Here is a 14,107-nt window from a genome sequence, read left to right on the forward strand (position 1 = left end):
GTCCGTTTCTAGTCCTTGCTCCGGGCCCGGCTGGGCTGCACCCGCGGCGGCTCGCCGGGCATTTTCGGGAAGTCGGGCGGGAAGGGAAGCTCGCCGAGACCCGCGGCCACGTCCCGTTCCCACCACCCGAGCAGGGCCTCGATGGAGCCTGGGCTGGCATGCATGTCCGCCCACGGATCCCCGGTGGCCTTGAGCCGGGCGGGAACGGTGGCGACGGTGAAGTCCTTGGGGTCCGCGCCGTCCAGCTCGTCCCACTCCAGCGGGCAGGATACGGTGGCGTCGGGCAGCGCCCGCGGGCTGTAGGCCCCGGCCATGGTGCGGTCACGGTTGGCCTGGTTGAAGTCGATGAACACCCGCGTGCCGCGTTCCTCCTTCCACCACGCTGTGGTGACCTTCTCCGGCATCCGGCGCTCGAGTTCGCGCGCGGCGGCGATGACGGCGTGCCGCACCTCGAGGAACTCATGCGCGGGCTCGATCGGTGCGAAGACGTGGAGCCCGCGGTTGCCGGAGGTCTTGATGAAGGCCGTCAGCCCCGCTTCGGCCAGCACCTTGCGCAGTTCCTGGGCCGCCGGCACGGCGTCCCGGAAGCTGGTGCCCGGCTGCGGGTCAAGGTCGATCCGCAGCTGGTCCGGGTTGTCCGGGTTCGCAGCCCGCGACGCCCACGGGTGGAAGACCACCGTGTTCATCTGCACCGCCCACACCGCGGCGGCTATCTCATCGATCACCAGCTGGGGATGCGACCGGCGGCTCGGATAGACCACGTCCACGGCCCGCACGAAGTCCGGGGCCCCCTTGGGCGGGTTCTTCGAGAAGAACTGCTCGCCGTCGACGTCGCCGGAGAACCGCTGCAACGTGATGGGGCGGCCGCCATTAGCAGCCAGGAATGCGTCCCCGACGGCGACCATGTAGTGGGCCAGGTCCAGCTTGCTCAGGCCCGCTTCGGGCCACAGCAGCCTGCTGGGACTGGAGATCCTGACTTCCCTGCTGCCGTCTGGTCCCGCAACGGAGACCGTCGTTTCTTCCCGCGCCATGAGGATCAAGCTACCCCGGGGCGCTGTCCAAGGAAAGGAGGCAGCGTCAGGGCCGGCGGACGGTCTTGTAGATTTCGAACCAGACCACCCCGGCGGCCCCGGCCACGAGCGCCAGCAGCCAGTCCCCCGGCCCCAGCGGCCCCAGGTCGAAGGCGCCGCGCAGCCCCGGGACGCTCAGCAGCACCACCAGGAACAGCGCCGCACCGCCGACCACCCACTTCAACGTCCGGTTCCGGCGCTCGCGGAACGTCCGCCAGACCGGCAACCGCCAGGACCGGTTCACCAGGATCAGCGACAGGTTGCCGATGACCAGGGTGGCGAAGGAGACCGAACGGACGACGTCGTCCGCCTTCCCGCTGCCGATGCTCCAGAGGTAGACGCCGACGACGGCCGCCAGCACGGCGAGCCCCTGGCAGGCGGCGATGACCAGGACCCGGCGGCCGAAGATGCCCTGGCCGGCCTTGCGCGGCGGCTGGTCCATGATCGCCGGGTCGATCTCCTCGGCTTCGAAGACCACGGAGCACGCCGGGTCGATGATGAGTTCCAGGAACGCGATCTGGACCGGCAACAGCACCAGCGGCCACTCGCTGACGAAAACCGGCAGCAGGGACATGCCGACGATCGGGACGTGGACGGCGATGGTGTACGCGAGCGCCTTGCGCAGGTTGTCGAAGATCCCGCGGCCCTGGCGGATGCCGCCCGCGATGGAACTGAAATCGTCGTCGGTGATGACCAGGTCCGCGGATTCGCGGGCCACATCGGTGCCGCGCGCGCCCATCGCGATGCCAATGTCCGCCGCGCGCAGGGCCGGGGCGTCGTTGACGCCGTCGCCGGTCATGCCGACCACCTCGCCGTTGACCTTGAGGGCACGGATCAGCCGGAGTTTCTGCTCCGGCACCATCCGTGCGAACACACTGACGGTCCGGATGCGCCGGGCCAGTTCATCATCCGCCATGGCCTCGAGCTCGGGGCCTGTGATGACGCCCGCGCCGTGGTCCAGGCCGATCTCGCGGGCGATCGCCAAAGCCGTTCCGGGATAGTCCCCGGTGATCATCACGGTCCGGACCCCCGCCCGCGCGCAGGCCGCGACGGCGTCGGCCGCGCCGGGCCGCAACGGGTCGTTCAGGCCCACGAGGCCGAGGTACTCAAAGTCGAAATCACGCTGGAATTCCGGCAGGCTCCCGGCCCGGTCGAACACGGCGCGCGCCACGGCGAGGACCCGTTGGCCGCCGGCGGTGGCCGTCTCGACTTCGGCGGTGAGGACCGCAAGCTGGGCCGGGTTCAGGCGGCACAGCCTGGCAATCGCCTCCGGGGCACCCTTGGCGGCCACGACGTAGCGGTTTCCGTCGGCGGCGCGCCAGACGTGCGAGAGGGCCAGCAGGCTTTCGGAGAGCGGGTACTCCCGCACCAGTTCCCAGTCGGCGTGCAGGTGTCCGCTGTCGCCGAGGTACTTCGCGCCCACCGCCTTGAAGGCCTTGTCCATCGGATCGAAAGGATCCACCGGGGAGGCGAGCACACCAAACTCCGCGATCGCGTGGAAGGCCTCCGGCAGCGGCCGGTCGTCGACGGTGAAGCTCTGTCCCCCGACCACCAGCTGGCGCACGGTCATGCTGTTCAGGGTCAGGGTGCCGGTCTTGTCCACGCAGATGACGGTCGCCGCACCCAGGGCCTCGATCACCGGCGAGCGCCGGGTCAGCACATGCTTTTGCGACATCCGCCACGCGCCGAGGGCCAGGAACACGGTCAGCACCACCGGGAACTCCTCGGGCAGCATCGCCATCGCGGTCGCGATGCCGGCCAGCAGTCCTTCCAGCCAGTTCCCCCGGGTCAGCCCGTACACCACCACGACGGCGGCGGCGGCCGCCAGGCCGAACACGGCCACGTACCGGACCAGCCGGTCGATTTCCCGTTGCAGCGGGGTGGGTTCCTGTTCGATGGAGCGCAGGGCCGAGCCGATCCGGCCCAGTTCGGTGCCCGCTCCCGTCGCCTTGACCAGCGCCAGGCCGTGGCCCTTCACCACCAGGGTGCCGGAGAAGATCCAGGGCGTCGCGTCCCCGCCTGGCCGGCCCAGCGCCTCCGCCGCGGCAAGGGCCGCGTCCGGTACCTTGCGGACCGGGACCGACTCCCCGGTCAGGGCGGATTCGTCCGCCGCGAAGTTGCGGGCCTCCAGCAGCACCGCATCGGCCGGCACCCGGTCCCCTTCGGCGAGCACGGCGAGGTCCCCGCGCACCACCTCGCGCCCGGGGATGCGTATCTGCTCCCCGTCGCGGACCACGAGTGCGCGCGGGGAGGACAAATCCCGGAGGGCTGCGAGGGCGTTCTCGGTCTTGCGCTCCTGATAGATGGAAATACCGATCACCACCACGACGAAGGACATCAGCAGCACGCCGTCGAGCAGTTCGGCCAGCAGGAAGTTCACGGTCCCGGCGACCAGCAGCAGGAGCAACATGGGCTGGCGGATCACGGCCCAGCTCTGCTGCAGGAGATTGCGCGGCTTCGCTGTCGGAAGCTCGTTCGGCCCCTCGGCCGCCAGCCGCCGGGCTGCCTCCGCTGCGGAGAGCCCCTCCGCGACGGCGGCGGCCGGTCCGGGTGTCATCAGAGCCAGGCGGTCCGGCGCAGCGGGGGTTCGGCGCCACCGGCGCGCTGCACCAGGACTTGGTTCACTCCCGTGGTTCCGGCCTCGAATCCCAGCGCACTGGCGGCCATATAGAGCCGCCAGACCCGGGCCCGGCCCGGACTGCTGGCCCGAACGGCCTCGTCCCAGTGGCGTTCCAGGTTCTGCACCCATGCCCGCAGGGTCAGCGCGTAGTGCGGGCGCAACGCCTCGACGTCGAGCACTTCCAGGCCGCTGGCCTCCAGGGCGCCGATCATCTCGGTGAGGCTGAGCATCTCGCCGTCCGGGAAGACGTAACGCGGGATGAAGGAGTTCGGATCGGGGTCGGTCGGTCCGGCGTTCCAGGAGATGGCGTGGTTCAGCAGCCGGCCGCCGGGGCGGAGCAACCCGTGCAGCCGGGAGGCGTAGTGGCCGATCTGTTCGCGGCCCACATGCTCGGACATGCCGATGGAGCTGATCGCATCGAACGGTCCGTCCGACACGTCGCGGTAGTCCTGGATCCGGATCTCGACCCGGTCCGTCAGCCCTGCTTCCGCCACCCGTTTCCGTGCCAGTTCCGCCTGCTCGGCGGACAGGGTGACGCCGACGACGTCGGCCCCGTAGCGTTCAGCGGCGTGGATGGCGAAGCTGCCCCAGCCGCAGCCAACGTCCAGCACCCGCATGCCTGGCCGGAGTCCGAGCTTGCGGCAGACCAGATCAAGTTTTGCTTCCTGCGCCGCGTCCAGGCCCGTCCCGGGAGTGTCCCAGACCGCGCAGGAGTAAACCAGGGACGGGCCAAGCACGAGGGCGTAGAAGCTGTTCCCGACGTCGTAGTGGTGCGAGATGGCGGCGGCGTCGCGCCTGCGGGAATGCCGCCGGCCCTTGCGCGCCACGCGGGCCTCCTCGGGGGGCGGGGCCGGGTTCGGTCCCAGCGCGCCGAGCCGCACCGCGGCCGCGGCCAGGGTCCCCAGTTCCCGGACGGTGGGGCGCCGGAACGGCCCGGGCTCGGCGAATTTCCCCGCCGAGCTGAGGGCGGCGAAACTGGCAAAGATGTCGCCGGGCGCCTCAATCTCGCCGGCGACGTAGGCCCGGCTCAGGCCCAGCTGGCCGGGCGAGAAGAGGATCCGCCGCAGCGCCCGGCGTGAGTGGAACACCAGCAGCGGGGCGCCCTCCGGTCCGGCTTCCGAACCGTCCCAGGCGCGCAGCCGGAGCGGAATGTCCGTGGTACCGAGCACGATGGCCAGCGCAGCGGCCAGCCGCGACGCGGCTCCAGCAGTAGTCGACATGGTTCTTTCCTCTCAGCCGGTGGCTTGCCCCAGCCCCAATCTATTGGCAACCGGGACGCCCGAACAGGGGCCGGACGTCCCGGAATCGCGCGCTTCGGCAACGGTCGGCGGGCCGCTCTGGTGCTCGCCGCGGCCGGTGATTAGGGTGGCAGACATGGCTGAGGCATTTTCGTCCCTCGTGGACGCGTTCAAGAACGTGGGGGTGTCCCGGGCGTACGGCGCTCCCGTGCAGCTCGACGGCGAGGAACTGATCCCCGTGGCGCTGGTGTCGTTCGGGTTCGGCGGCGGGAGCGCCCCGGCCTCCGAGGACGCTCCCGCGGGGTCCGGCGGCGGGGGCGGCGGCTTCGTCCTGCCGCTTGGCGTTTATGCCCGCAGCCGGGGCGGCCGCGTCGTGTTCCGGCCCAACCCGGTCGCGGTGCTGCTCGGCCTGGCACCGGTGGTCTGCGCTGTTGGTTTGATGCTGCGGGCTGTGTCACTGCGGGGACTCCTGCATGGCCGCCGCTGAACTCCCGCTGACCATCGACGTCGACGGCACGGCAGTATCCGGGATCTACGCCAGGCCGCCGAGACCCGCCGCGACTCTTGTCGTCGCCCACGGCGCAGGGGCCGGGATGGAGCACCCGTTCCTTCGGGGTTTCACCGCGACCTTGAACGACGACGGCGTCGCAACGCTGCGGTTCAACTTCCCGTACCGCGAGGCGGGCCGGAAGTTCCCGGACCGGCCGCCGGTGGCCATCGCGGCCTGGCGGGCGGCGATGGCCGCGGCCGCTGCCCGTTCCGAGGGCGAACCGCTCTGGGCCGCCGGGAAGTCCTTCGGCGGCCGGATGGCGTCGATGGCGGTCGGGGAGGGCATGCCCGCGGCCGGTCTGGTGTACCTCGGCTATCCGCTGCATCCGCCGGGCAAACCGGAGAAACTGCGTGACGGACACCTCTACGGGCTCACCGTGCCGATGCTGTTCCTCCAGGGCACCAGGGACACCTTCGCCACCCGCGGGCTGCTGGAGTCCGTGGTGGAGCGCCTCGGCCCGGCCGCGACGCTGCAGTGGCGTGAGGGCGGGGACCATACCTTCGCCGTGGCCGGGGCGAAGCGGTCGCCGGAAGAGATCGGGGCGGGCCTTGCGGCCGCGGTGGCGGATTTCATCCGGCTGCACAGCGCCGACCCGGCCTCCGAGGGCGCCCGGTGAAAGGGACGGAGGTGCCGGGCACCCGCACCGGCCGGCCGGGATCACTGGGCGACGGCGACGTCCCCGCGTGGTGGCAGCGGCTGGGGTTGCCGGGGCTGATCGACATCCACACGCATTTCCTCCCCGAGCGGATGCTGCGGCGGGTCTGGGCGCATTTCGATGAGGCCGGACCGCTGGTGGGCAGGCCCTGGCCGATCACCTACCGCACGGACCAGGACAGCAGGTTGGCCCGGCTCCGGCAATTGGGGGTCCGACGCTTCACCGCCCTTACCTACGCGCACCGGCCCGGGATGGCGGCGGACCTCACGGACTTTGCCCTGGACCTCGCCTCGGCTGAGCCGGACTGCGTGCCCAGCGCCACGTTCTACCCGGAGGACGGCGTGCTGGGGCAGGTCGAGTCTGCCCTCCACCGCGGCGCGCGCGTCTTCAAGATCCACGCCCAGGTGGGCGGTTTCGACCTGCGCGAGCCGGTCCTGGACCCGGTCTGGGGACTCCTCGCGGACGCGGCCGTTCCCGTGGTGGTGCATGTGGGCAGCGGCCCGGTGCCGAGGGCCGGGTTCACCGGCCCGGACAAGCTTGAGGGCGTGCTGCGCCGGCATCCCGGGCTCACCGCCGTCGTCGCGCATCTGGGCACGCCGGAATACGGGGAATTCCTTGCCCTGGCCGAAAAGTTCCCGCGCGTCCACCTCGACACCACGATGGCGTTTACCGACTTTTTTGAAGAGGTGGCCCCGTTCCCGGCCAGGCTGCTGCCGAGGCTCTCGGAATTTGCGGACCGGATCGTGCTCGGCAGCGACTTCCCGAACATCCCGTACCCCTACGCGCACCAGCTTGAGGCACTCGAACGGCTCCGCGACAAGGAGCCACGGCTCGACGACGACTGGCTGCGGGCGGTGTGCTGGTTCAACGGCGAACGGCTGATCGGCAGCTGATCCCCAGTTGTTCCGGTTGCGGGCAATGGTTCCCATAACGGCTCCGAGGCTGAATGATGGTGCCCATGAGCAAACCATATGAAGCGTCCCGGCGCGTCGAATCCAGCAATCCCGAGGCAGTGGCAACAGCGGTCCGGGAGGCCACCCACGAACTCCGCGACGAACTTCAGCGCGACGGGATCGAGGTCAGCTTCCAGGACCTGGCCCTGCTGGGCCATTCGGAATCCTGGGACGGCGAGGGCCAGCGCTGGGTCCACGTTGCCTGGGAGGGCGCCGAGGCCGGGTAGCAAGGGTGCCCACCGGCGGGCCCCGGGACTAGCATCCGCTCATGATGACGAAGCTTTTCGCCTACCTCAGCTACCAGGATGCCCCTGCCGCGCTGGACTGGATGGAGCGGCTCGGGTTTGAGGTCGTCCGCCGCGAGGACGGGGCCGGGGGCCGGGTCGTCCATGCGGAAGTCCGCCTCGGCGGTGCAGTGCTGGCACGGGTGCTGGACCCGCAAGGACAGGAGTGGAACGCCGGGACGTATGAACCCGGTCTTCCCGGGGCTTGACGGAGCTGCGGGGGTCGGCCCCGGCCGTCACATCCTGCTCTTGACCCTGGCCGTCGCGGGTGCCGTCCAGGGATCCTCAGGCCAGGGATGCTTCGGGTAGCGGCCGCGCATCTCCGCCCGGACCTGCGCGTAGGGCCCGGACCAGAAGGATGCCAGATCGTCGGTCACCGCGAGCGGCCGTCTGGCAGGCGAGAGCAGGTGGAACAACACCGGCACGCGGCCATCCACCAGCCGCGGCGTCTGATCCCAGCCGAAGCACTCCTGCAGCTTGACCGCGACCACCGGCCGGCCGCCGTCGTCATCCGCCTCGGGGTAATCGATCCGCACCCGCGAGCCGCTGGGTACCTCCAGCGCCTCCGGAGCCAACTCCCCCAGCCGTCCCGCTTCGGGCCAGGGCAGCAGCCGCCGCAACGGTTCGGCGAGGCCGATGCCGCTCGTTGCGGCACCGGCGGCCAGGGCCTCGAGCTCCGGCGCCAGCCACTCGTCCAGCCGGGCCAGCAGGGCGGGCTCTGACATGTCCGGCCAGGGTTCGCCCAGTTCGCGGTGCAGCAGGGCCAGGCGCCGGCGCAAGGCGTCCGCCGCCGCCGACCAGCCGATCGTCTGCAGCCCTGCCTGCGCCAGGGCGCGGGCCACCGCGGCGCGGCCTTCCGCCGCGGACGGACGCACCGGCGTCGAGGAGAGCATGATCGCGCCCAGGCGGCGTTCCCGGCGGGCGGTGACCCGGCCCTGGGCGAATCCTCCCTCCACGGTGTCGCTGAGCAAATGCCGCGCGGCGGCCTCCGCGGCCTCCGCCGTCAGCGGCGCGGCGGACCGGATGACCGCGCCGGTTCCGGCCGCGTCTTTCCCGTCGGCGCGCGAAACCTCGGCAACGGCGAGCCACTCGTGGCCGGCCAGGCGGCTGCCGCCCGGGAGCCCGGCCCGGGTTCCGGAGGACAGCAAGTAGCGCTCGTCCGGTCCCGGGACCCGGCGCGCCACCCGGTCCGGGAACGCGAGGGCGACGACGAATCCGGTGCCGTCCGTGCCGGCTGCGGGCGCCGTCGGCAGCGACGCCACGCTGCCGGACTGCGGCTGGCGGGCAATGGCCTCCATCCGCCGGACGTCGTCCGCCCAGCGACGGGACCCCGGGTCGTTGCCGGAGCGCAGGGCGCTCAGTAGTCCGGGCAGGTCGGCGCCGGGGGCGCGTTGTCCGCCGGCGACGACGGCGACGGCCTCTGCCGCGGTGCGGTGCCCCACGGTGGCGGCGCCGTCCAGCAGGGCGCGGGCGAGCCGCGGATCCGCCGGAATCCGGGCCAGCGTCTTGCCGAGCTCCGTGGCCAGGCCCGCGGGTCCCACCGCGCCGAGTTCGCGCAGCACTTCAACGGCCTCGTCCATCGCAGCCCTGGGCGGGGCGTCCGGGAGTGCCAGCCCGCTGCCGCCCGGCGAGCCCCAACAGGCCAGCACCAGGGCTGCGCCCGTCAGGTCGGCGACGACAATCTCCGGGGTCTGATGGGCAGGGGCGGCTCCGTAGCTCTTCTGGTCATAGCAGCGGACCACGCGTCCGGGGCCCAGCCGGGCGGCCCGTCCGGCGCGCTGTTCAGCGGAGGCCCGGGAACAGGACACGGTCACCAGGCCCGTCATGCCGCGCCCCGCGTCCCGCCGCGGTTCGCGGGAGAGGCCGGAATCGACCACCAGGCGTACGCCCGGCACCGTCAGGGAGGACTCGGCGAGCGCGGTGGAGACGATGATCCGAGCGGGTTCGCCGGGGCTGCGGCCGGATACGGCCCGGTCCTGAGTGGCCGGGCCCACCTGGCCGTGCAGCTCCAGCACCTCAGCCGTCACCCGGCCGCGCAGCCGGGCGGCGACGTGGGAGACCTCCCGCGCACCCGGGACGAAGACCAGGGCATCGATGTCCTCTCCGGCGGCGAGCGCCGCGGCGTGGGCGTCAGCGGCCGTATCCGCCATATGGTCCAGGAACGCGCGCGTCACTCCCCGGGCCTCCAGGCGGGCGGCCGGGGCGGGCGTCCACTGGACCTCGAGCGGGTACAGCGCGGAAGGACAGCCCACAACGGGAGCCGCGCCGCCGCCGTCGTGCCCGCCGGCCCCTGCGCCGCGCCCCTCCGGCAAGGTGTCCGACGGCGGCGTCGTGTCCCCCAGCAGGGCGGCGAAGCGCGGCGCGTCCAGGGTGGCTGACATGGCGACGAGCGTGAGGTCCCCGCGCAGCTGCCGGACCTCGGCGAGCATGCCGAGCAGCAGGTCGGTCTCCAGTCCCCGTTCGTGGACCTCATCGAGCACCACCGCATCGGTGCCCTCCAGCCCGGGATCGGCGAGGAGGCGGCGCAACAGGATGCCGGGAGTGACGAACTCGATCCAGGTGCCGGGGCCGGCCTGGCGGTCGCCGCGGACCGTGTAGCCGACGCGCCCGCCCAGCGGGCTGCCGTCCAAAGCGGCGAGGCGCCGGGCCGCGGAACGCGCGGCGACGCGGCGCGGCTGGGTCACCACGATGCGCGGGGCGCGCACACCGGCGCCGTGGGCAAGGTTGGCCAGCAGCGGCGGCACCAGGGTGGTCTTGCCCGTACCCGGAGGCGCCTCGACCACCGCCGTGCCCGCCGGGGATCCCGCCTGCAGGGCCTCCGCAAGCTTGCCCAGGGAAGCGGCAAAGACCAGACCGGTTCCAATGGAGCCGAGATCGAAGGGCTTGTCCGCCGGGTTGGGAGCGGTGGGCGTTGGAGTCACTCCTCCATTGTCCCCCGCCGCGCCTGGCGGCAGTTCTGCAGGCCCATCCTGCCTGCCCGGCCCGCCCTGTATCGCTTCAACGCCTAGGCTGCGGCGCGGAGGGAGGGGAAACTACGGAAGACTGGAACTTCTCAATCACAAAGGTGGCACCCCATTGATTAATCTCCAGCAGGACGCCGAGGGCTTCATCCGGATGAACCGGCACTTCCCCGCCAGCACGCCCATCACCATCACCTTCGCCGACGGCTCCACCGAAGAAGTCGCCGGCCGGCAGCTGAACGCGGCCTACGACGACGCACTCGCCGAGTACCGCGCGCAGAACCACTTGGACGCCAAGGGCTTTTCCCGTGCGCCCAAAAAGAGAGTCGATCCGGGCAACAAGATCGAATTCGTCCGCGTGCACCCCGGCATGGCCGGCTAGCAGCGCCGGGGAGGGAGGCCCTGCCAGTACCTGTACCAGCAGGGACTCCCCCGCCGCCGCGGCAGGCAGTTGAATGGAACCGTGAGCCAGCGCCTCGCCGCTGGAGCAGTCCCTTTCCGGAGCTGCGACAAAAGCTGGACCAGAAAAAGTGTCCCGCTTCGGAACAATCCACCCCGGCAGGGTGTTGGCTCATACTGTGGCCCCGGACGGCATGCCGTCCGGCCACAGCGCCATCGTGGGCCGGCAGGTTCAGAGGCGCCCCCCAAGCCCCTGGACCTACTCCTCTCCCCCACGACCGCGACTTTCGAACCGACTCTTACTGGAGAAGAATGCTTACTGTAAACGCTTACGCCGCCCCGTCCGCCACGGAGGACCTCGTCCCCACCACTATCGAGCGCCGCGACGTCGGCCCGCACGACGTCCTGATCGAGATCAAGTTCGCCGGGATCTGCCACTCGGACATCCACACGGTCCGCGGCGACTGGGGACCGCAGTCCTACCCGCTCGCTCCCGGCCATGAGATCGCCGGCATCGTGACCGAGGTCGGCTCGGCCGTCACCAAGCACGCCGTCGGTGACCGCGTCGGCGTCGGCTGCATGGTGAACTCCTGCGGCGAGTGCGCCAACTGCCAGGCCGGCGAGGAACAGTACTGCCTCAAGGGCAACACCGGCACCTACGGCGCCGTGGACCGCGACGGCACGATCACCCAGGGCGGCTATTCCACCCACGTCGTCGTGACCGAAGACTTCGTGGTGAGGATCCCCGAGGGCATCGAGCTCGACGTCGCCGCTCCCCTGCTGTGCGCCGGCATCACCACCTACTCGCCGCTGCGCCACTGGAACGCCGGCCCCGGCAAGAAGGTCGCCGTCGTCGGGCTCGGCGGGCTTGGACACATGGCTGTCAAGATCGCCCACGCCATGGGCGCCGAGGTCACGGTCCTCTCGCAGTCCCTCAAGAAGCAGGAAGACGGCTTGCGCCTCGGCGCGGACCACTACTTCGCCACGAGCGACGAGAATACCTTCACCGAGCTCGCCGGCACCTTTGACCTGATCATCAACACCGTGAGCGCCTCGATCGATATCAGCTCCTACCTGCAGTTGCTGCGCCTCGACGGCACCATGGTCAACGTGGGCGCCCCGGCCGAGCCGCTGCCGGTCAACGCGTTCGCCCTGATCGGCGGCCGTCGCTCCTTCGCCGGCTCGATGATCGGCGGCATCCGCCAGACCCAGGAAATGCTGGACTTCTGCGCCGAACACCACCTCGGCGCCGAGATCGAGGTCATCCCGGCCGAGAAGATCAACGAGGCCTACGAGCGCGTGCTGGCTTCCGACGTGCGCTACCGCTTCGTGATCGACACCGCGACCCTGGTCTAGTTCCGGGGAGCTTTTCCGCGCTGCGGTTCCGGACGTACGACGCGCAAACGGTCCGGCGCTATGGGGATTCCCGTAGCGCCGGACCGTTTCCGTATCACCAGGCGGTTTCCGCCGCGGAACCCGCCCCGGCAGCGGTTCAGCCATCACCCGCTGCACGCCCCGGAACAGCCACCCCTTGCCGGTTACGGCCCGTGGGAGGAAGATGTCGGGCACATCAGGGAGGCCCGCCATGATCCAGCTTGGCAAGTTTGAGACACTCCGCGACACCCTCGGCCGGCACCTACGTCTGAGGGTCCGGCAGGGAGCGCCCAACGGCCCGCACCCGGCCCCGCCTCGGCGACCGGCACAGGGACCTGCGGCGGCGGCCCTGTTCCGGGTGATCCAGCTGGCGCTGCTCCCGGCAGGGACAGCGGGCTACCTCTGGGCACTGCCCAAGCTGCTGGTCTACAGCCGGCGGACCGGAGTCTCGGCCACCCTCCTGGCCTCTCTCCACACGCGGTTCATGCAGCACCGGCTGGGCACCAGGGATGATGAGCCGGCCGAGCGGCTCATGATGGTCATGCCCAACGTTTCCCGGACGGGTTTCAGCCTGGTCGCGGCCCCAACGATCGCCGCCCACGGTGCGACCGGCTACCTTCCCAGGGTCTACCGCTACCCCTACGAGGGCGAGGCGCCGTTTAGGCACCAGGATTCGGCACGGACGAGCTTTTTTGATGCTGCCCTCCAGCGCCATCTTCCCGGCGTGGGCCAGCTGGTCATCCTCGGGGCGGGCTTCGACACCCGCGCCTTCCGGTTCTCCGGAGCCGACCACGTGCGCTGTTTCGAGGTGGACAAGCCCCTGACCCAGGCCTTCAAGCTCGGCATGCTGAAGCGTGCCGGACTGTCCACACAGCTGGCGAGCTACGTCGCCGCCGACCTCCGGACGCAGGATTGGTGGAGCAAGCTCCTGGCCGCCGGTTTCGACCCCGACCGGCCGGCGTTCTTCCTCTGGGAGGCTGTGACCATGTACCTGGACCGCGCTTCCGTCGAGGCGACGCTCCGCCGGATCGGCGGTGGAGCCGCCGGCAGTGTGGTCAGTTTCGACTATTTCGCCGCCCAGACCCTTGCGTCCCGCTCGCCCTACATGCGCTACGGCCGCGCCGCCGCAGCCTTTGCCGGCGAGCCCCTCGACTTCGGAATCGACAACACTCCCCCGGCACGGGATCGCGCCGTGGAGTTCCTCCGGCCCTTCGGCCTTGCCATGGAGGAACACCGAAATTTCGGCAAAGAGACCCGACGGCGGGGCGCGCCGGCCGGCTTCGTCACCGCCGTCGTCGGCCAAGCAGGATAAACCGGCCGGAAAGGAACTGTTCACCTTCCGACGGCCTTCCCGTCGTCCGGATATCACCATCCGGAAACGCCGCCGCAATAAAGCGGGTGCAAGCTGGAGGGGACTCCCAAAGGGTGTCTCGTTATAAGAGGTTGCTAGAGAGAGCAGGGCTGCCGTGAATCCCCTAATCATCCTGACCGCGGCCACCGGCCCACGCGAGGGCGCCCGCCCGGGCACCGCGATACGGCCCATCCAGGCAGCCGACCTCCCTGAGCTGTCCGTAATGTACCGGGACTCCTATGCGGACGGCCTGCCGCAGCCCGAGGACCGCGCCGTCGGCTGGATCGACGCCTTGCTCGGTGGAGCCCACGGCCGGCACGTTCCGGAGGCATCCGCGGTCAAAGCAGCCCCCGACGGACAACTTGCGGCCGCCATCATCGTCACCGAGCCGGCCCCGGGCAGCGAGGGCGACTGGGACAGCGAGATCGCCGAACTCTTTACCCACCCCGACCATCGCCGGCAGGGTCTGGCGGAGGAACTGCTTGGCCACTGCCTGCACACCCTGCATGCCTTGGGCCGCACCCGGGTGGCGGTCACGGTGGACAGCGGAAATTCGGCGGCGCTGGCGCTCTACCTGTCCAGGGATTTCCGCCGGCTGTCCAACGACGACGGAGACTGAGGGCCCCGCCGGGTTCCTTCCCCGCCGGATGAAG

Annotated in this window: 13 protein-coding genes; 9 read left to right on the plus strand and 4 right to left on the minus strand. The window is 70.8% G+C overall.

What is annotated here, in order from left to right; genetic code table 11:
* Positions 1–8 precede the first annotated feature (8 nt).
* The 3 genes from ligD to AC1DH3_RS12545 are packed head-to-tail and all read right to left on the minus strand — an operon-like array spanning position 9 to position 4,910.
* Entirely contained in the window at positions 9–1,031 is a 1,023-nt protein-coding gene (gene ligD / locus AC1DH3_RS12535) for a non-homologous end-joining DNA ligase (protein WP_441418637.1), read from the minus strand.
* A 46-nt stretch (positions 1,032–1,077) separates the two neighbouring features.
* On the minus strand, positions 1,078–3,627 hold the full coding sequence (locus AC1DH3_RS12540) for a cation-translocating P-type ATPase (RefSeq protein WP_476909424.1): 2,550 nt from the start codon (positions 3,625–3,627) through the stop codon (positions 1,078–1,080).
* Positions 3,627–4,910: a class I SAM-dependent methyltransferase gene (locus tag AC1DH3_RS12545; protein ID WP_441418635.1), complete on the minus strand. Its 1,284-nt coding sequence runs from the start codon at positions 4,908–4,910 to the stop codon at positions 3,627–3,629. Before AC1DH3_RS12545 ends, AC1DH3_RS12540 begins: the two co-directional genes overlap by 1 nt.
* Before the next feature lie 154 nt (positions 4,911–5,064).
* On the opposite strand from AC1DH3_RS12545, the gene AC1DH3_RS12550 reads away from it, so the two are divergent.
* The 5 genes from AC1DH3_RS12550 to AC1DH3_RS12570 all read left to right on the plus strand — a co-directional run bounded on the left by AC1DH3_RS12550 (position 5,065) and on the right by AC1DH3_RS12570 (position 7,579).
* Entirely contained in the window at positions 5,065–5,415 is a 351-nt protein-coding gene (locus AC1DH3_RS12550; RefSeq protein WP_441418634.1) for a hypothetical protein, read from the plus strand.
* Entirely contained in the window at positions 5,402–6,094 is a 693-nt protein-coding gene (locus tag AC1DH3_RS12555; protein ID WP_476909425.1) for an alpha/beta hydrolase family protein, read from the plus strand. The genes AC1DH3_RS12550 and AC1DH3_RS12555 overlap by 14 nt, the downstream gene beginning before the upstream one ends.
* Entirely contained in the window at positions 6,091–7,026 is a 936-nt protein-coding gene (locus AC1DH3_RS12560; RefSeq protein ID WP_476909426.1) for an amidohydrolase family protein, read from the plus strand. The genes AC1DH3_RS12555 and AC1DH3_RS12560 overlap by 4 nt, the downstream gene beginning before the upstream one ends.
* A 65-nt stretch (positions 7,027–7,091) precedes the next feature.
* Positions 7,092–7,313, plus strand: a complete 222-nt coding sequence (locus AC1DH3_RS12565) for a hypothetical protein (protein ID WP_441418631.1) — start codon at positions 7,092–7,094, stop codon at positions 7,311–7,313.
* Between the two features lie 41 nt (positions 7,314–7,354).
* Entirely contained in the window at positions 7,355–7,579 is a 225-nt protein-coding gene (locus AC1DH3_RS12570; RefSeq protein WP_476909427.1) for a VOC family protein, read from the plus strand.
* A 27-nt stretch (positions 7,580–7,606) separates the two neighbouring features.
* Here AC1DH3_RS12570 and AC1DH3_RS12575 read toward each other — a convergent pair whose 3' ends face one another.
* A complete protein-coding gene (locus AC1DH3_RS12575) occupies positions 7,607–10,291 on the minus strand; it encodes an ATP-dependent RNA helicase (protein ID WP_476909428.1) in 2,685 nt (894 codons plus the stop codon).
* Positions 10,292–10,445: 154 nt separating this feature from the next.
* Between AC1DH3_RS12575 and AC1DH3_RS12580 the strand changes: the two genes are divergently transcribed.
* From AC1DH3_RS12580 to AC1DH3_RS12595, 4 genes are all read left to right on the plus strand, one after another.
* A complete protein-coding gene (locus AC1DH3_RS12580; RefSeq protein ID WP_441418628.1) occupies positions 10,446–10,712 on the plus strand; it encodes a hypothetical protein in 267 nt (88 codons plus the stop codon).
* A 329-nt stretch (positions 10,713–11,041) separates the two neighbouring features.
* The gene (locus AC1DH3_RS12585) at positions 11,042–12,085 is read left to right on the plus strand and encodes an NAD(P)-dependent alcohol dehydrogenase (RefSeq protein ID WP_175322614.1); all 1,044 of its coding nucleotides are present in this window, start codon (positions 11,042–11,044) and stop codon (positions 12,083–12,085) included.
* Between the two features lie 229 nt (positions 12,086–12,314).
* A complete protein-coding gene (locus tag AC1DH3_RS12590) occupies positions 12,315–13,415 on the plus strand; it encodes a class I SAM-dependent methyltransferase (protein ID WP_476909429.1) in 1,101 nt (366 codons plus the stop codon).
* 154 nt (positions 13,416–13,569) lie between these two features.
* Positions 13,570–14,073, plus strand: a complete 504-nt coding sequence (locus tag AC1DH3_RS12595; RefSeq protein WP_441418626.1) for a GNAT family N-acetyltransferase — start codon at positions 13,570–13,572, stop codon at positions 14,071–14,073.
* Positions 14,074–14,107 lie beyond the last annotated feature (34 nt).

This window comes from Arthrobacter sp. 05L428, from assembly GCF_056397665.1.

Coding starts and splice junctions, on each gene's coding strand:
- AC1DH3_RS12550 (WP_441418634.1), top strand. CDS start 5,065: ATGGCTGAGGCATTTTCGTCCCTCGTGGACGCGTTCAAGAACGTGGGG.
- ligD (WP_441418637.1), bottom strand. CDS start 1,031: ATGGCGCGGGAAGAAACGACGGTCTCCGTTGCGGGACCAGACGGCAGC.
- AC1DH3_RS12565 (WP_441418631.1), top strand. CDS start 7,092: ATGAGCAAACCATATGAAGCGTCCCGGCGCGTCGAATCCAGCAATCCC.
- AC1DH3_RS12585 (WP_175322614.1), top strand. CDS start 11,042: ATGCTTACTGTAAACGCTTACGCCGCCCCGTCCGCCACGGAGGACCTC.
- AC1DH3_RS12545 (WP_441418635.1), bottom strand. CDS start 4,910: ATGTCGACTACTGCTGGAGCCGCGTCGCGGCTGGCCGCTGCGCTGGCC.
- AC1DH3_RS12540 (WP_476909424.1), bottom strand. CDS start 3,627: ATGACACCCGGACCGGCCGCCGCCGTCGCGGAGGGGCTCTCCGCAGCG.
- AC1DH3_RS12555 (WP_476909425.1), top strand. CDS start 5,402: ATGGCCGCCGCTGAACTCCCGCTGACCATCGACGTCGACGGCACGGCA.
- AC1DH3_RS12570 (WP_476909427.1), top strand. CDS start 7,355: ATGATGACGAAGCTTTTCGCCTACCTCAGCTACCAGGATGCCCCTGCC.
- AC1DH3_RS12590 (WP_476909429.1), top strand. CDS start 12,315: ATGATCCAGCTTGGCAAGTTTGAGACACTCCGCGACACCCTCGGCCGG.